The 16,691-nt window shown below is 72.4% G+C and carries 17 protein-coding genes and 1 pseudogene; 5 read left to right on the top strand and 13 right to left on the bottom strand.

Going from position 1 to position 16,691, the window contains the following annotated elements; all coding sequences use genetic code 11:
• The first annotated feature begins 17 nt into the window (after positions 1 to 17).
• Positions 18 to 1,460 (top strand): globin domain-containing protein, encoded by a 1,443-nt coding sequence (locus CHF15_RS21210; RefSeq protein WP_089225409.1) that lies wholly within the window; start codon positions 18 to 20, stop codon positions 1,458 to 1,460.
• A gap of 45 nt (positions 1,461 to 1,505) precedes the next feature.
• Positions 1,506 to 2,165, top strand: a complete 660-nt coding sequence (locus CHF15_RS21205) for a pyridoxamine 5'-phosphate oxidase family protein (RefSeq protein ID WP_245938945.1) — start codon at positions 1,506 to 1,508, stop codon at positions 2,163 to 2,165.
• A gap of 92 nt (positions 2,166 to 2,257) precedes the next feature.
• Here the strand turns inward: CHF15_RS21205 and CHF15_RS21200 are convergent, their stop codons facing one another.
• The 6 genes and pseudogenes from CHF15_RS21200 to CHF15_RS21175 form a co-directional block, all read right to left on the bottom strand.
• Positions 2,258 to 2,785 (bottom strand): NUDIX domain-containing protein, encoded by a 528-nt coding sequence (locus CHF15_RS21200; RefSeq protein ID WP_089225408.1) that lies wholly within the window; start codon positions 2,783 to 2,785, stop codon positions 2,258 to 2,260.
• 103 nt (positions 2,786 to 2,888) lie between these two features.
• Positions 2,889 to 3,785 (bottom strand): LysR family transcriptional regulator, encoded by an 897-nt coding sequence (locus CHF15_RS21195; RefSeq protein ID WP_089225407.1) that lies wholly within the window; start codon positions 3,783 to 3,785, stop codon positions 2,889 to 2,891.
• 225 nt (positions 3,786 to 4,010) lie between these two features.
• Positions 4,011 to 5,147 carry a cystathionine gamma-lyase gene (locus CHF15_RS21190; RefSeq protein WP_089225406.1) on the bottom strand — a complete coding sequence of 379 codons (1,137 nt, stop codon included), beginning with the start codon at positions 5,145 to 5,147 and terminating at the stop codon, positions 4,011 to 4,013.
• Between the two features lie 82 nt (positions 5,148 to 5,229).
• Positions 5,230 to 5,709 (bottom strand): annotated as a pseudogene (locus CHF15_RS21185) (fructosamine kinase family protein); the annotation flags it as partial.
• On the bottom strand, positions 5,678 to 6,214 hold the full coding sequence (locus CHF15_RS21180; protein WP_089225405.1) for a low molecular weight protein-tyrosine-phosphatase: 537 nt from the start codon (positions 6,212 to 6,214) through the stop codon (positions 5,678 to 5,680). The gene CHF15_RS21180 and the pseudogene CHF15_RS21185, both read right to left, overlap by 32 nt.
• 24 nt (positions 6,215 to 6,238) lie before the next feature.
• Positions 6,239 to 6,616, bottom strand: a complete 378-nt coding sequence (locus CHF15_RS21175) for a phage holin family protein (protein WP_089225404.1) — start codon at positions 6,614 to 6,616, stop codon at positions 6,239 to 6,241.
• 55 nt (positions 6,617 to 6,671) lie between these two features.
• Here CHF15_RS21175 and CHF15_RS21170 point away from each other — a divergent pair, with 55 nt between their 5' ends.
• Together CHF15_RS21170 and CHF15_RS21165 are read left to right on the top strand one after the other, a co-directional pair.
• Entirely contained in the window at positions 6,672 to 6,989 is a 318-nt protein-coding gene (locus CHF15_RS21170; protein WP_018558185.1) for a cupin domain-containing protein, read from the top strand.
• A 122-nt stretch (positions 6,990 to 7,111) separates the two neighbouring features.
• Entirely contained in the window at positions 7,112 to 7,333 is a 222-nt protein-coding gene (locus CHF15_RS21165; RefSeq protein ID WP_089225403.1) for a DUF5326 family protein, read from the top strand.
• 43 nt (positions 7,334 to 7,376) lie between these two features.
• On the opposite strand, the gene CHF15_RS21160 is transcribed toward CHF15_RS21165, so the two are convergent.
• The 3 genes from CHF15_RS21160 to CHF15_RS21150 form a co-directional block, all read right to left on the bottom strand.
• Positions 7,377 to 8,852 carry a flotillin family protein gene (locus tag CHF15_RS21160; RefSeq protein ID WP_089225402.1) on the bottom strand — a complete coding sequence of 492 codons (1,476 nt, stop codon included), beginning with the start codon at positions 8,850 to 8,852 and terminating at the stop codon, positions 7,377 to 7,379.
• A 120-nt stretch (positions 8,853 to 8,972) separates the two neighbouring features.
• Entirely contained in the window at positions 8,973 to 9,173 is a 201-nt protein-coding gene (locus CHF15_RS21155; protein WP_018558188.1) for a hypothetical protein, read from the bottom strand.
• 13 nt (positions 9,174 to 9,186) lie between these two features.
• Positions 9,187 to 10,485: a YibE/F family protein gene (locus tag CHF15_RS21150; RefSeq protein WP_245938944.1), complete on the bottom strand. Its 1,299-nt coding sequence runs from the start codon at positions 10,483 to 10,485 to the stop codon at positions 9,187 to 9,189.
• A 181-nt stretch (positions 10,486 to 10,666) separates the two neighbouring features.
• Here CHF15_RS21150 and thiC point away from each other — a divergent pair, with 181 nt between their 5' ends.
• Entirely contained in the window at positions 10,667 to 12,412 is a 1,746-nt protein-coding gene (gene thiC / locus CHF15_RS21145; RefSeq protein WP_089225400.1) for a phosphomethylpyrimidine synthase ThiC, read from the top strand.
• 62 nt (positions 12,413 to 12,474) lie between these two features.
• Here thiC and CHF15_RS21140 read toward each other — a convergent pair whose 3' ends face one another.
• The 4 genes from CHF15_RS21140 to CHF15_RS21125 form a co-directional block, all read right to left on the bottom strand.
• Positions 12,475 to 13,047 (bottom strand): DUF4240 domain-containing protein, encoded by a 573-nt coding sequence (locus tag CHF15_RS21140; RefSeq protein ID WP_089225399.1) that lies wholly within the window; start codon positions 13,045 to 13,047, stop codon positions 12,475 to 12,477.
• Positions 13,048 to 13,094: 47 nt separating this feature from the next.
• A complete protein-coding gene (locus tag CHF15_RS21135; RefSeq protein ID WP_089225398.1) occupies positions 13,095 to 13,961 on the bottom strand; it encodes a hypothetical protein in 867 nt (288 codons plus the stop codon).
• A gap of 161 nt (positions 13,962 to 14,122) precedes the next feature.
• Entirely contained in the window at positions 14,123 to 15,166 is a 1,044-nt protein-coding gene (locus tag CHF15_RS21130; RefSeq protein ID WP_089225397.1) for a metallophosphoesterase, read from the bottom strand.
• 168 nt (positions 15,167 to 15,334) lie between these two features.
• A complete protein-coding gene (locus tag CHF15_RS21125; RefSeq protein WP_089225396.1) occupies positions 15,335 to 16,435 on the bottom strand; it encodes a LacI family DNA-binding transcriptional regulator in 1,101 nt (366 codons plus the stop codon).
• Positions 16,436 to 16,691 lie beyond the last annotated feature (256 nt).

Here is a 16,691-nt window from a genome sequence, read left to right as displayed (position 1 = left end):
TCGAGGCGAAGCTGACCATGGACGCTCTGATCACGAACGCGGCCGAACCGGGCAAGGGAGCCGGGGCTGGCTCCCCCGGATGGTTCGATCCGCACACACCCCCTGACGGGCCGAGACCCCATCACGAGGGCGACGGCGCGGCCGCGCCGAGCCGCCCGGTACGGCCGATAAGGCCGGTGGGCACGGGAGCCGGGCGGAACGGCGACCCGGGGCCCGCGCTGCCGCGGCCCGGCCCCGCGCAGGACGCGGCGGGGGCGCGGCACCATCCGGAGCCGCCGGCCCGGCAGCAGCCCCCGCCGCGGGCGGAGGTCCGGCCGCGGTCCCGGCCGCCGAGCGCGGACGCGCAGCTCATCCGGCGGACGATGGAAGAGGTCGCGCCGGTCGCCGACAAGACGACGTCGTATTTCTATGCACTTTTGTTCATACGACATCCGGAGTTGCGCGAACTTTTTCCCGCCGCGATGGACTCGCAGCGCGATCGATTGCTGAAAGCGCTCCTCACCGCCGCGGAACACATAGACGACGCCGAGATACTCACCGAATACCTGTCCCACCTGGGCCGCGGCCACCGCAAATACGGCACGCGCCCCGAGCACTATCCGGCCGTGGGGGAATGCCTGATCGGGGCCCTGACCCGGTACGCCTCGGCGGTCTGGAACGACGAGGTCGAGGGCGCCTGGGTGCGTGCCTACACGGTGATCTCGCAGATCATGATCGACGCGGCGGCGGCCGACGAGAAGCACGCGCCGCCCTGGTGGCAGGCCGAGGTCGTCAGCCATGAACCGCGCACCTCCGACATCGCGGTGGTCAGCGTCCGCCCCGACCAGCCCTACCCCTTCCTCGCGGGCCAGTACACGACCCTGGAGACGCCCTGGTGGCCCCGGGTCTGGCGGCACTACTCCTTCGCCAGCGCCCCCCGCTCGGACGGCCTGCTGGTCTTCCACGTGAAGGCCGTCCCGGCCGGCTGGGTCAGCGGGGCGCTGGTCCATCGCGCCCGGCCCGGCGACGTCCTGCGGCTCGGCCCCCCGGGCGGGTCCATGGTCGTGGACCACAGCACCGACAACGGGCTGCTCTGCCTGGGCGGCGGCACCGGCATCGCCCCCATCAAGGCCCTGGTCGAGGACGTCGCCCAGCACGGCCGCCGCCGGGCCATGGACGTCTTCTACGGCGCCCGCAGCGACCACGACCTGTACGACCTGGACACCCTGCTGGGGCTCGCGCAGAGCCACGCCTGGCTCTCGGTACGCCCGGTGGTCTCCCACGGCCGCGGCGAAGGGGGGCTGCACGGACCGCTCCCCGAGATCGTGCAGCAGTACGGCCCCTGGCCCGAGTACGACGCGTACCTCAGCGGGCCGCCCGGGATGATCCGCAGCGGGGTCGACACCCTCGTACGCGGCGGCATGCCCTCGCAGCGCATCCGGCACGACCTGATCGAGGAACTGGTCGCGGCGGGTCCCTGAGCCCGGCCCCTCCCCACGCCCCCACCACCCCCACGAGGAGAAACGTTGCCGCAGGAACGTCCCGGCAGTGCGGGAGAGCACCGCGTCCAGGAGGAGATGGGCACGGCCGACCGCGCGGACCGCTTCTACGCCGAGCAGGTGCTGGACCACCTCAACCCGCGGATGCGCGAGTTCACCGAGCGGCAGGAGATGTTCTTCCTGTCCACGGCGGACGCCAGGGGGGAGTGCGACAGTACCTTCAGGGCGGGCCCGCCCGGCTTCCTGACCGTCCTGGACGAGCGGACCCTGGTCTACCCGGAGTACCGGGGGAACGGTGTGACGGCCTCGCTCGGCAACATGCGCGAGAACCCGCACGTGGGCATCCTGATGATCGACTTCACGCGGGACCGGATCGGTCTGCACGTCAACGGCCGCGCGCGGACGGTCCCCGACGGCGCGATGCGCGCCCTGTACCCCTCGCTACCGGTGGACGCGGTGCCCGGCCGCAGGCCGCAGTTGTGGGTGCGGGTGAGCGTCGAGGAGGCGTACGTCCACTGCTCGAAGCACATCCCGCGGATGGCGAGGGTGCCCCTGCAGGGCGGCCGGGCCTGGGGCACCGACGACGTGCGGCGCAAGGGCGGGGACTACTTCGGGGCGGCCGCCGACGCGGCGCACGCGCGCGGGGGGCGGGCCGGCGGCGCCCGTCCCGGCTGGTTCGGCGCCTGAAGGCGCCCGGGCCCGCCCCGGCCCGCCCCGGCCCGCCCCGGCCCGCCCCGGCCCGCCCCGGCCCGCCCCGGGCCGCCCCGGCCGGCCCCGGATCAGCCCAGGTCGGCCGAGAGCAGTCCCAGCACCCCTTCGATGTTGCCGTCGAGGTAGTGCCGCAGGGTGAGCGGCACGATCTCCACGGAGGCGAGCCCGACCCGGCTGAAGGGCACGCGGACCACGTCGTAGGTGCCCGAGGGCTCGTCCACCTCCGGGCCGTGCCGCCGCGAGGGGTCCATGGAGGCCAGCCGGCACACGAAGAAGTGCTGCACCTTCACCCCGTGCGAGCCGTCCTCGCCGATGTGCTCGACGGTGTCGACGAAGGCCGGGACGACGTCGGTGACCTTGGCGCCGAGTTCCTCGTCCAGCTCTCTGTGGAGCGCCTCGACGATGGTGGCGTCCTCGGCCTCGACGCCGCCGCCGGGGGTGACCCAGTACGGGTTGAGCCCGGGCTTGGTGCGCTTGATGAGCACGAGGGAGTCGCCGTCGAGCAGGATGGCACGGGCGGTGCGCTTGACCACCGGCCGGGTGGCCGGGGCGGTCGGTGCACCGGGTGTGGCAGGTGCTTCGATGTCCGGGGGCATGCCTGAGATCTGCCGCGGCGCGGGAGGCGGCAAACGCCTCCGGGACGGCGAATCGGAAGGTCCCGTTCTCGCGGAGGCCACCCGCCGTACGCCGGGCGCGCGGTCACCAGGCGGCGGAGGAGCGCATCAGCTGCTCGTGCACCCGCGCGATGTGCGGCAGCGCGAGTGTTCCGGCGCGCACCGAGACGAAGTACGTGCGCAGGGGCGGCACCGGCGGCTCCAGCAGTGCTTTGGCGGCACCCGCCGTGATCGCCTCACAGCACAGATAGCGGGGCAGTACGGCCATGCCGACCCCGGCGACCACGCACTCCAGGACGGCCCTCAGGTCGGGCACGACCACGGCAGGGACGATGGCGGGGGTGGCGTCGAAGACCGCCGACCAGTAGTGGTCGATCAGCGGCATGCCCTCGTCGTAGGAGATCACGGGGATGTCGTCGAGGACCCGTGCCCCGTGGGTGCGCACCGCGAGCGGGCCGCCGATCCGCTCCTGCCAGGCGGGGGCGGCCACGAGTATCTGCTCCTCGTCCCACAGGGCGGTGGCGGTCAGCAGCCGGTCGCGCGGCCGGACGGTGCCGATGGACAGGTCGTGGTGGCCCGCGGCGAGGCCGGCCAGGGCCTCGTCCTCCCCGGCCAGCGAGATCCGCAGCTGGAGGCCCTCGGCGACCAGAGGGGCGAGGGCGGGGAGGGCGCGCAGGGAGGTGAAGGTGGGCGGGCCGGCGAGGTGCAGGGTGCGGTTGCCGGACTCCTCGTCGAGGTCCGCCTCGGTGATCTCCAGGAGGGCGTCGAGGTGCGGGGCCACCCGGTGGGCCAGGTCGTCGCCGACGGGCGTCGGGGCGACGCCGCGCGGCAGGCGGAGGAACAGGGGGCGGCCGACCTGCCGCTCCAGGCTGCGGATCTGGCTGGTGACGGCCGGCTGGGACAGTCCCAGCAACTGGGCGGCCCTGGTGAAGGAACCGGCCCGGTGGACGGTGACGAACGTGCGCAGCAGCGCCAGATCCATGGAACCGCCCCCTCCCACCACCGGTACTACCGGAACATATAAATATATCGATAGGTCTGTATCGAAACTGTGATTGGACACTGACGCAGAGTCAACTAGCCTTGTTCGGGCGGATCTCCGCGCGTAAAGCCAGGGTGGTCCGAGCCACGAGGGGGGAGGCTCGGGCCACCCATTCTGCGTAGTGTCGTCTACGTAGATATATCTGTTCCAGATGAACGAGTGGAATCAGCGCGCGGCGGCGTCCAGGGCCTGCGTCACGTCCCGCACGATGTCGGCAGCGTCCTCCACCCCGACCGAGAAGCGGATGAAGCCCTCGGGGACCGCGTCGCCGCCCCAGCGCGCCCTGCGCTCCGCGGTGCTGGTCACGCTGCCGAAGCTGGTCGCCTCGGTGGTCAGCAGCAGCTCGGACAGGAAGCGCTCGGCGTGCTCCTTGTCGGGGAGCGTGAAGGACACCACGCTGCCGAACCGGGTCATCTGCGCGGTCGCGACGGAGTGCGCCGGGTCGTCCGCCAGGCCGGGGTGACGTACGTCGGTCACCTCGGGGCGCCGGAGCAGCGCGGCGGCCAGCTCCAGGGCGTTGGCGGCCTGCCGGTCCACCCGCAGCGCGAGTGTGGACAGCGAACGGTGCGCCAGCCAGGCCTCCATGGGGCCGGGGATCGCCCCGACGGTCTTGCGCCACATCCGCACCCCGGCGGCGAGTTCGGGCCGACGGGTGGTCACATAGCCCAGCAGCAGGTCTCCGTGGCCGGACAGCGCCTTGGTGCCGCTCGCGACCGAGAAGTCCGCGCCCAGGTCCAGCGGACGCTGGCCGAGGGGGGTGGCGAGGGTGTTGTCGACCGCCACGAGCGCGCCGGCGGCGTGCGCGGCGTCGGCGAGCCGGCGGATGTCGCAGACGTCCAGGCCGGGGTTGGACGGCGTCTCGATCCACAGCAGCCGGGCGCCCTCCAGCGCCTTGAGCTGGGCGTCGCCCGCGGTGGGCGCCAGGCGCACCGAGACCCCGTAGTCCTCCAGGCGGCCCTGGAGGGAGCGGGTGGCCTGGTAGCAGTCGGAGGGCAGCACCACGGTGTCGCCGGAACGCACCTGGGAGAACAGCACGGAGGAGATGGCGCCCATGCCGGAGGAGAAGGCCAGTGTCTCGGCGGGGGTGCCGGGCGACTCCAGCGAGGAGATCGCCTCCTCCAGCCGGGTCCAGGTGGGGTTCTCGTCGCGGCCGTAGGTGTACGGGCCGGTGACGTCGCCCGGCAAGTGGAAGTGCGCGGCGAACACCGGCCCGGGCAGCGCCGGCTCGTGGGCCCGGGCCGGCGGGCGGCCCGCGTGCACGCTGCGGGTGCTGTCCCCGGGCCTGCTCTCGTACTCCGTCATCGCCCTCTCCTCGCCTCTCCCCGTCTTCGCGAACGTACAGGCGGAAGATACCGGTGTACGGGCCAACGAACACGGCCGTCCGCTAGGCGGACGCCAGGGCCTCGCGGGCGGCGCGACCCGCGGCGGCCCCGTAACCCGCCCCGAACAGGACGGCATGCACCAGCAGGGGGTGCAACTGGTGCAGGGGAACCCGTTCCCGGCGGCCGGGCAGCGGCCGGACCTCCTCGTACGCGGCGAGCAACCGCTCCAGATGCGGACAGCCGAACAGCTCCAGCATCGCCAGGTCGGCCTCGGGGTGCCCGCCCTGCGCCGCCGGGTCGACGACCCGGGCGCGGCCGCCGGCGGCGAACAGGACGTTGCCGGACCACAGGTCGCCGTGGATCACCGCGGGCGGCTGGGCGGGGCCCGCCAGCCGCGGCAGCGCCTCGCAGACGCGCTCGACCGCGCGGACGTCCGCCGCTGCCATGGCCCCGCGGTCACCGGCTCGCCCAGCAGGGCGGCGACCCGGTCGGCGAGCCCGGCCGCAGCGGTCACGGCGCGGGCGCGGGCTCGCGGCCGAGGGCGTCGCGTACGGCGTCCAGCAGGCCGTCGGCGGCGGCCTCGCACATCTCCAGGCACGTCTCGAAGCCGCTCAGGTCCCCGTAGTAGGGGTCGGGCACGTCCAGGCCGCGGCCGTCCGCCCCGGCGTCCGCGGCGGGGTCGTAGGAGCGCAGCAGCCGCACCTTGGCGGCGTCCTCGGGGGTGGGCGCCAGCCGGCGCAGGTCCCGCAGGTGGCCGGAGTCGAGGGCGATCACCAGGTCGAGCCCGGCGAACCACTCGGGCTGGAACTGGCGCGCGACGTGCTCGTACCCGTAGCCGCCCGCGCGGAGCACGGCCACGGTGCGGTGGTCGGCGCCGTCGCCCTCGTGCCAGGAGCCCGTTCCCGCGCTGTCGGCGACGACCAGGGCGCCGAGCCCGGCCTCCTCGACACGGGCGCGGAAGACGGACTCGGCCATCGGCGAACGGCAGATGTTGCCGGTGCAGACGAAGCACACCCGCAGCGGTGTGCGGGAGGACGGAGCGCTCATGGGCTCCATGATGCAGCCCCGGGGTCAGTCCTCGTCCGGGAGGACCATGTTCAGGGCCCAGGAGACGATGCTGATGATCAGGCCGCCGAGGAACGCCGCCCAGAAGCCCTCGACGTGGAAGTCGAGGTCGAGCTTGCCGGAGATCCAGGAGGTCAGCAGCAGCATCAGGGCGTTCACGATCAGCGTGAACAACCCGAGGGTGAGCACGAGCAGCGGCAGCGACAGCAGCTTCACCAGCGGCTTCACCAGCCAGTTCACCACGCCGAAGACCAGGGCGACGAGGATGAGGGTCAGGGCCCTGTGCCCGGTGTCGTCACCGGTGAGCGTGATGTTGCCCACGAGCCAGATGGCCACCAGCAGGGCCCCGGCGTTCGCGAGCGTCTTGACGACGAAGTTCATCATGGCTGAGATCGTCGCAGAAGTGATCGCACAGGCACAGAGGTGAGGGAGCGGCCAAGTGAAGGTGTTCCGGCTGGACGACCTGGAGGCCGAGCGGGCCGCCAACGAGGGCGCGTACCTCAGTTTCCTGCGCGAGCGGAACATGTCCGCCGGGCTCTACGCCCTGCGGGCCGGGGAACTCGACCCGCAGAAACCGCACGCACAGGACGAGATCTACCTGGTCGTGAGCGGCCGGGCGCTGATCACCGTGGGGGAGGAGACGACGCACGTCGCGCGCGGCAGCGTGGTCTACGTCCCGGCCGGGGCGCCGCACCGCTTCCACCACGTCACCGAGGACCTGAAGGTCCTGGTGGTCTTCTCGCCCCCCGAGGCCTGAGGGCCTTCGCCCCCGGGTTCCCGTAGGGGGCGGGTCAGGGACGGATGGGGACCGCGAGGCCTCCGCAGGGGACCGCCGCGGCCCTAGCCTGGGAGCGGAAGGACGACAAGGAGGAGGAAACGGTGAAGCTCTTCGAGGGCCTGCCCTGGTGGGTCAAGTGGGTCGCGGTGCCGGTGATCGCGATCGTGGTCTTCGGCGGCATGATCGCCAGCGCGATCGGGTTCCTGTTCTGGCTGCTGTTCAAGGTGCTGGTCTTCGTGGCGCTGGTCGGCGGACTGGTGTACGTGGTCAAGAAGTTCACCTCGTCCTCGTCCGACTCCCGCGACTCCCGCGACAAGTGGTGACCCCGTGGGGCCCGGTCGCCGGGCCCCACGGGACGTGCGCCGCTCAGTCCTGGAGCCGGACGCGCTCCGGGCTCCGCGGCGCCGCACCGTTCGATGGCGCGTCGCCGCCCGCGCCGGTCGCGCCGTTCATCTGGGCGAGCAGCTGACGGGCCAGGCCCAGACCGGTGCCGCCCATGGTGAGCGCCTTGGCGAACATCTCCGACATCCCGTCGGCGCCGTTCAGCAGCACCATGTGGTCCACGTTGCCGAAGGCCTCGGCGCCCGCCCGGACGATCTCCGGCCAGTTCTCGGCCAGCTGCTGGGCGACGACCGCCTCCTGGTTCTCCGCCAGGGCGGCCGCCCGCGCCTTGATCGACTCGGCCTCGGCCAGACCCCTGGCCTTCGCGGCCTCGGCCTCGGCCAGACCCCGCGCCTGCGTCGCGGCGGCCTCGGCCTCACCCGTGGCCCGGGTGGCCGCGGCGCTCGCCTCACCGCTGACCCTGGTCTGCTCCGCCTGCGCCGCCGCGGCCGTCTTGACGCGGTTCGCCTCGGCGGCGGCGGCCAGTTCGGTCTCGCGGGCCTTCGCCTCGGCCGCCGAGATGCGCGCGTCGCGCTCGGCCTCGGCCAGGGTCCGCTTCTCGTACGCGGAGGCGTCCGCCGGCTTGCGGACGTCCGCCTGCAGCTGCTGCTCGCGCCGCTGGGCCTCCAGCTCGGCGACCCGGGTCTCCTGGACGACGACCTCCTGCCGGGCCGCCGCCTCCGCGAGCGGGCCCGCCTGCCGTGAGGACGCGGTGGCCTTGTCCCGCTCGGCCATGTAACCGGCCTGCAGGATCTGGCTGTCCCGGGTCGCCTCGGCCATGCGGGCCGCGGCCTGCTGCTCGGCCTCGGTGGCCAGCCGGTCGGCCTCCGCCTGCGCGATGCGGGCGTCACGCTGGACGGCCGCGGCGTGCGGCGCGGCCAGGTTGTTGATGTATCCGGTCGGGTCGACGATCTCGTGGATCTGCAGCGAGTCGATGATCAGGCCGAGCTTCTCCATCTCCGAGCCCGAGGCCGCACGGGTCTCGGCGGTCAGCCGCTCCCGGTCCCGGATCATCTGCTCCACCGTCAGCCCGCCCACGATGGACCGCAGATGACCGGCGAAGACGTTGTGCACCCGCTCGGGCATGAACTTCTGCTGGTCCAGGAAACGCCGTGCGGCGTTGGCGATCGACACCATGTCGTCGCCGACCTTGAAGATGACCACGCCGTGCACCTTCAGCGGGATGCCCTGCTGGGTGACGCAGTCCACGTTCAGCTCGGCCTCGTTGAGGTCGAGCGAGAGCCTGCGCACCGCCTGGACGCCGGGCATGACCAGGGTCCCCCGCCCCGTGACGATGCGGAATCCCATCCCCTCCCCCACACCGTCCGTACGGTGCTTGGACCCGGAGATGACCAGTGCCTCGTTGGGCTCGGCGACCCGCCACATGAGCCTGAACAGGCCGACCAGAATGATGATCGCGACGAGCGCCCCGCCCGCCGCAACGCCGATCAGCATCGGCATACGCCCCCTTACGAATGGCCCCGATCGGGGCCGCGTACGGGAGTGTGCGCCTGCGGGTGACGGTCCGGTAGGTCCTGGCGGATCCTTGTCGCTTTCTTGACGTGGAGCGGATCGCTCCGCTCAGCCGTACGCGGGGGCCACGTACACGGTGCGCGGCGGCAGGTGCTCCACGACCACCACGACCGTGCCCTTCTCGATGCGCTCGCCGGCCGTCGCCGGGTACGCCAGGAACGCCTCGGCACCGCCCCGGACGTGCACGATCACCTCACCGACCAGCCCCGGCCCGACCGTCCCGGTCACCCGGCCCTGCAGTCCGACCACGTCCCCTCCCGGCTCACTTGGCGCGGCGCCGGTGTCCGCGACCGGTGCCCGCGGGAACAGTGTCGCCGCTGCCGCGGTCCGCCGACACCACCAGGACGGCCAGCGCGGTCGTCAGCGGCACCGCCACCACCAGGCCGATGCTGCCCACCAGGGTCCGCACGATCTCCTCGGCGACCAGTTCGCTGCCCGCCACCGCCAGCACCCCGCGCTCCGCGATGGAGAAGAGCAGCAGCAGCGGCAGCGCCGCGCCCGCGTAAGCCAGCACCAGGGTGTTGACGACCGAGGCGATGTGGTCCCGCCCGATCCGCATGGCCGCCGAGTACAGCCGGCGCCGGCTCGCCCCCGGGTCCGCCTCGCGCAGCTCCCACACCGCCGAGGTCTGGGTGACCGTCACGTCGTCCAGGACGCCCAGCGAACCGATGATGATGCCCGCCAGCAGCAGGCCGCGGATCTCGATGTCCGGGTAGAGGGAGTGGATCAGCCCGGTCTCGTCCGAGGTGTTGCCGCTCAGCAGCGCCCAGTCGATGAAGACCGAGCCGAGGACGCCGATCAGCAGCAGCGAGCACAGGGTGCCCAGGACCGCCACCGAGGTACGGGCGTTGAGGCCGTGGCACATGTAGAGCGCGATCAGCATGATGGCGCTGCCCCCGATCACCGCCACCAGCAGCGGATTGCTGCCGTGCAGGATCGCCGGGAGGATGAACAGCGTCAGCACCGCGAAGCTGATGACCAGCGCGATCAGCGCCAGGACCCCGCGCAGCCGCCCGACCACGATCACCACCGCGGCGAAGATCCCGGCCAGCAGCCACAGGGGGAAGGCCCGGTCGACGTCGGTCACCGAGTACTGCAGTTCGCGCGGCGCCTGCGGCGCGTACGCCAGCAGCACCTTCTGGCCCTTCGTGTAGTGCCGCGTCTGGGTCGGCTGCACGATCTCGGTGAAGGTGCGGCCCGCGTCCTTGCCCGAGACCACCTCGATGGTCGCGCGCTCGCAGACCGCAGGACCCGAAGGCGCCGACGCCGGGCCGGGGGAGGGCGCTGCTCCGGTGTCCGGTTCGGCGTTGACGTCGGAGCACTTGACGTCCTCGACCTTCACCACCCGCCCGGACTGCGTCTGCTGGTCGAAGCCGACGCCGCTGCGCTCGTGCTTCGGCACGCCGCCCGGCCACAGCACCACCAGCCCGGCCACCACGGCCGCGACGAAGGGGATCAGGACGGCGGCGATGACCTTGCGCAGGTGCCGGGAGACCGGCGGCACCGGGCCGTGACCGTGTCCGTGACCATGGGCTTGCGTGTGCGGCTGAGAGGAGTCCACGGCCCGATCATCGCAACACCCTCTGGTGTGCGTCAGCGAGGACCCGCTAGCGTTGAGGCACCTTTGCAAACGCGGGAGCTCGGAGCACCGGGCTGAGAGGGCGCTGACCGGCCGAAGGGCCACCAGCTGCGCCGACCGCTGAACCTGTTACCGGGTAATGCCGGCGTAGGGAGTGGGTCTCATGACCATGCAGGATGCACACGCGCGCGAAATCGGCTGGCACAAGGGCTACATGACCGGGTCCCGCCCGGACATCGAGGTCCCCGTCCGCCGGGTGCACCTGACCAACGGCCGGGACGTGACGCTGTACGACACGTCCGGCCCGTACACCGACCCGAACGTCACCACCGACGTCCGCCGCGGCCTTCCGCCGCTGCGGGAGAACTGGATCGTCGCCCGCGGCGACACCGAGGAGTACCCCGGCCGCCCCGTCCGCCCCGAGGACGACGGCCTCAAACACACCTCACCGCGCGGCGGCCTGCGCAACCTGGACGCCGTCTTCCCCGGACGCCCCCGCCTTCCCCGGCGCGGCCGGCCCGGAGAGCCGGTGACCCAACTGGCGTACGCGCGGCGGGGCGAGATCACCCCGGAGATGGAGTACGTCGCGATCCGCGAGAACGTCTCCCCCGAGGTCGTCCGCGAGGAGATCGCGGCGGGACGTGCCGTCCTGCCGGCGAACGTCAACCACCCGGAGATCGAGCCGATGATCATCGGCAAGCGGTTCCTGGTGAAGGTCAACGCCAACATCGGCAACTCGGCGGTCACCTCCTCCATCGAGGAGGAGGTCGACAAGATGACCTGGGCCACCCGCTGGGGCGCCGACACGGTCATGGACCTGTCCACCGGGCGCAACATCCACACCACGCGCGAGTGGGTGCTGCGCAACTCCCCCGTCCCCATCGGGACCGTCCCCCTCTACCAGGCCCTGGAGAAGGTCGACGGCAAGGCCGAGGAACTGACCTGGGAGATCTACAAGGACACCGTCGTCGAACAGGCCGAGCAGGGCGTCGACTACATGACGGTGCACGCCGGCGTGCTGCTGCGGTACGTCCCGCTGACCGCCCGCCGCAAGACCGGCATCGTCTCCCGCGGCGGGTCGATCATGGCGGCCTGGTGCCTGGCGCACCACAAGGAGAGCTTCCTCTACGAGAACTTCGAGGAGCTCTGCGAGATCCTCGCCGCCTACGACGTGACGTACTCCCTGGGCGACGGACTGCGTCCCGGCTCCATCGCGGACGCCAACGACGAGGCCCAGTTCGCGGAGCTGCGCACGCTCGGCGAACTCAACACCGTGGCCAAGCGGCACGGCGTGCAGACCATGATCGAGGGGCCGGGGCACGTCCCCATGCACAAGATCAAGGAGAACATCGACCTCCAGCAGGAGATCTGCGAGGAGGCGCCGTTCTACACCCTGGGCCCCCTCACCACCGACATCGCGCCCGCCTACGACCACATCACCTCCGGCATCGGCGCCGCGATGATCGCCTGGTGGGGCACGGCGATGCTCTGCTACGTCACCCCCAAGGAGCACCTGGGCCTGCCCGACCGCGACGACGTCAAGACCGGCGTCATCACCTACAAGATCGCCGCCCACGCCGCCGACCTCGCCAAGGGCCACCCCGGCGCGCAGGAATGGGACGACGCGCTCTCCGACGCCCGCTTCGAGTTCCGCTGGGAGGACCAGTTCAACCTGGCCCTCGACCCGGACACGGCACGGGCGTTCCACGACGAGACGCTCCCGGCGGAGCCGGCCAAGACCGCGCACTTCTGCTCCATGTGCGGGCCGAAATTCTGTTCGATGAAGATCTCCCAGGACATCCGCCGCAGGCACGGCGGAACCCCCGAGGAGATCGAGGCCGGCATGGCGGAGAAGTCCCGCGAGTTCGCCGCCTCGGGCAACCGCGTCTACCTCCCGATCGCCGACTGACCCGCGATCCTGCGGCGGCCCGCCCGGCGGGCCGCCGCAGGATCAGGTACCCCCGGCCGCCTCTAGGCAATCTCGGGGCCGATGTGCAGAGCGGCCAGGCGGGGCAGGCGGCGGTGCATCTCGGCGTCGTCGTCGAAGTCGAAGTCCTCGCCCATGTCCGGCTCGGCCCGGGCCTCGGTCCCGGCGGGCCGGTGGGCGGCCCAGGCGGTCCAGAAGGAGTCCCGGTCGCCGGTGAGGCGCTCGAAGGCCTCGGCGGCGGCGTAGTTGACCTCCTCGTGGAACAGGGCGTCGTCGTTCCCGTCCCGTGCGGCCGCGACCACGGTGGGGTGACCGGCCAGGCTGTCCGGCGCGGCCGCCACACGGTCGTACCAGTCGCGGCCCTGGGCGATCACCCCGGCGCGGAAGTCGATGAAGGAGTCGTCGGAGCAACCGCCGCCTATGAGGTAGGCGGCGGCCCAGACGTCCCAGCGGTACAGGGCGTCGTGCAGTGCGTCGAAGCGTTCCGCGTACTCCAGGATCTCCTGGCGCGGCCGTTCGGTCAGCAGGCGCACCAGCGCCTCGTCGAAGGGCTCGCCGTCGGCCGCCGCCGTGGCGCGGGCGGAGTCGATCAGCTGCCAGAACCGGTCGGTGTCCATGCCCGCACTGTGGCACCGGGGTACGACAACGCCCCGGGTCCGCCGGGTCAGTCGGGTCTGTGGTCGGGGCCGCCGAAGTCGGGGCTGGAGAAGTCCGGGCTGGTGAAGTCGGGGCTGGTGAAGCGGTCCCCGGGTTCGGGGGAGGACTCGTGGCCGGGGCTGGAGAAGTCGGGGCGGGAGTAACCGAGCCGCGGCATGCGGGGGTTGCCGCCGGTGGCCGCGGAGGGGGCGGTCGGCGCTGTGGGGGCCGCACCGGCGGCCTTGGCGAGGGCGTCGTCGAGGAAGGGCTGCAGTCCCCGTTCGACCAGGGCCCGGCGCCACAGCTCGCGGGCGAGGGCGACGTCGCGGGGCTCGTCGCCGGGAGGGTCGTGGAGAGCGGTGGAGCCGTTGCGCAGCGCGGTGAGCAGCAGCCCGACCATGCCGATGACGATGCCGCAGACGGCGACGGCCGCGAAGAGCCAGCCGGCCTGCCGCAGCGGCTGGGCGATCGCCGGTTCGGGGTGCCCGAAGCGCAGGGCGTACCCGAGCACCAGGAAGATGACGGCGGCCGTGCCCGCCAGGATCGGTGTGAGCACGGCGACGACGGCGAACAGCCCGGCCCCCGAGCCGTCCGCGGCGACCGGGGCCGCCGCGGCCGCGTAGCCGAGGCCCGGCACGGTCGCGGCGCGTGCCTCCCGGCGCTGTTCCGCGAAGGCCTCGCGGACCTTGACGAACTGCTCGTACTCGGGCGCGGCGCAGGCCGAGATGGGCTCGGCCGCGTTGAGCGCCATGGTGCGCAACTGCTCGGCGTTGAGGCGGTTCCGCGCCTCGGCGAGGGCGGCCCGCGTGCCCTCCGAGTGCAGAGCCGTGTCGAGGGCTCGCTCGAATTCCGGGCGGTCCTCGGTCAGCAGGTGTGGAGCGCTGTTCATGTGCATCCCCCGATGCTCCGTCTCCGGTTCCTCCCGGGGTTCACGAAGGACGAAGGTCCGGTCCGGCTGGGCGGAAGCGGAGGAGAAGCTGCCTACGGATATCCCGATGGTAGAGCGCGGAGGTGACGCGGTGACAGAGTGTTTCCGGAAAATGGGGGTTTCGGGGTCTACAACGGCAGCTGTGCGACCAGGAGTTTGCCGTCCATGGTCACCCCGCCGTCCATGGCCACCGCCAGGTCCTCCGCGTACACGTGCGGTCCCTCGACGACCGCGGAGCGGTCCGGCTGCTCGGTGCCGGGTTCCGCGCCGGGCTCGCCGAGCAGGTACGGGATGGGGCTGTGACCGTGCACGACGCGGTGGCCGCCGTAGGTGTCCAGCAGTTCGCGGGCGGCCTGCGGCCCGGACTCGCCGCGGAAGGCGAAGCGCCGGGTGAACTTGCGGAACAGCTCCCAGCACTCGTCGGCGTCGCCGCGCTGCAGGATGCCCGTGACGGCGTCGTTCATCGCGTCGATGGTGGTGCCGTACTCCAGGTACGCGGTGGTGTCGGAGTGCAGCAGCAGATGGCCGTCGGTGAGGGCGGCCGCGTCCAGCCGGGACATCCAGGCGACGTGGTGGTCCTGCAGCCGCTCCATGTCGCTGGTCTGGCCGCCGTTGAGGCGCCAGGCGGCGAGGAAGGAGGCGGTGCCGGCCGCGGAGTTCACCGGGGTGTCGCCGAAGCGGTGGGCGCCGAGCAGGAGTAGTTCGTGGTTGCCCATGAGGGCCCTGGCGTAGCCGCCGGCAGCGGCGGCCTCCGCGGACAGCTGCATGACGAGCTCGATCACGCCGATGCCGTCGGGGCCGCGGTCGGTGAAGTCGCCGAGGAACCACAGGCGGGCGTTGCCGGCCGCCCAGTGGGCCTCGGAGTCGATCAGCCCGGTCGCGTACAGGGCCTCACGCAGCCGGTCCACGTAGCCGTGGATGTCGCCGACGACGTAGAGCGGGCCGAGTGCCTGGGTGTCGGCCGCGGTGACCACCGGGAGGTCGCGCTGTGTGGGCGTGTACTCCGGCGGCATCATCTGCTCGTCGATCATGGTCTGTTCGTGCTCGGCCGGATGTCCGGGCGGAGCCGGAGCCCCGACGGCGTCGGCGGGGTGCACCGACGACGTCATGGGCGCGCCGTGCGCCACCGCCTCCGCGGGGTCCTGAGACCAGCCGTACGAGGTACCGGGCATGGGTCCCTGACCTGCCCCCTGAGTCATCGACCCCTCCACCGTCGCGCCACCATCCGCCCATCATAGGAATGACGATGTCGTGGCGTGACACACCTGCTGATAGCGATTTCATCCGGCGCGGACAAATCCACCCGGGGCGGGCTCTTCTCGCCCCGGAAGCGCCCGTTCCTATTCTCCCGCGGGTCCCCGGGGCGGGCTGACGGTGGTGCGCGGCGAGCGCCGCTGGGAGGACGTGCGCACGATCAGGTCGGTCGGCATGACCTGCTGCACCGGCCGGCCCGCGTCCACCCCTTCGATGGCGTCGATGAGCAGCTGGACGACCGCGGTGCCGATCCTGCCCGGTTTGAGGGAGAGCGTGGTGATCGGCGGCTCGGTCGTCGCGTAGACCATGCTCTCGCTGCAGCAGACCAGCAGGAGGTCCTCGGGTACGCGCAGCCCGTAGCGGCGGGCGGCGGCGAGCAGGTCGGTGCCGTTGGGGTCGAAGAGGCCGTAGACCGCGTCGGGGCGGTCGGGCCGGGCGAGCAGGCGGTCCGCGGCGACGGCGCCGGCGCACGGGTCGTGGGCGGGGTAGGCCTCGACGACGGGTTCCTGGCCGATCCGCTCGCACCACTGCAGGTAGGCGGTGGTGGACAGCCGGGTGTAGGTGTCGGTGCTGGTGCCGGTGAGCAGTCCGATCCTGCGGGCCCCGGCCTCGGCGAGGTGCTCCAGGATGCCGAGCACGGCGGCCTCGTGGTCGTTGTCGACCCAGGCCTGCACGGGCAGGCTGCCGGTCGGGCGGCCGTCGCTGACCACGGGGATGCCCTGCCGCACCAGCTCGGTGACCATCGGGTCGTGGTCGGAGGGGTCGATCACGACCGTGCCGTCCAGCGCGACGTTGCTCCACACGTCGTGGCGGGAGGAGGCCGGCAGGATGACCAGGGCGTATCCGCGGGCGAGCGCGGCGGAGGTGGCGGCCCGGGCCATCTCGGCGAAGTAGGCGAACTCGGTGAAGGTGAAGGGCTCTTCCCCGTACGTCGTCACGGTCAGGCCGATCAGCCCGGACCTCCCGGTGCGCAGCGTGCGGGCGGCGGCGGAGGGGCGGTACCCCAGCCGGTCGGCGACCTCGCGGACGTGGCGGCGGGTGGCGTCGGGCAGTCGGCCCTTGCCGTTGAGCGCGTCGGAGACGGTGGTGATCGAGACCCCGGCCGCGGCGGCCACGTCCCTGATGCCGGCCCGCTCCAGCCGGCGTCCGACGGGCCGGCTCGCCTGGTGCTTCCCTGCTGCTGTCATGGCGTGGTGATAGTAGGGGTCGGGTGGTCCTTTCGCGGGGTGCCGGAGAAGCCGTTGACAGATACGTTTCCCCGCCCGCGGCGCCCGGCGTGGCCGGGAAAGCGCAGGTGGTGGCCGGTTCCTACCGCAGGTTACCGGGCCGTTACGGGGTGCCGCCCGCCCCGCGCCGCGCGGGGTGCGCAGCCATCAACTCACCCCTACGAGGGATGCGCGCCACCGCGCGCGCCACCGGCGCGCAGTGCGTCGCACCACCTGC

The organism is Actinacidiphila glaucinigra (genome assembly GCF_900188405.1).
GTDB classification, from domain to species: Bacteria; Actinomycetota; Actinomycetes; order Streptomycetales; family Streptomycetaceae; genus Actinacidiphila; species Actinacidiphila glaucinigra.
Note: the sequence above shows the minus strand (reverse complement) of the source record. Positions and strands in the feature narration are given on the sequence as shown.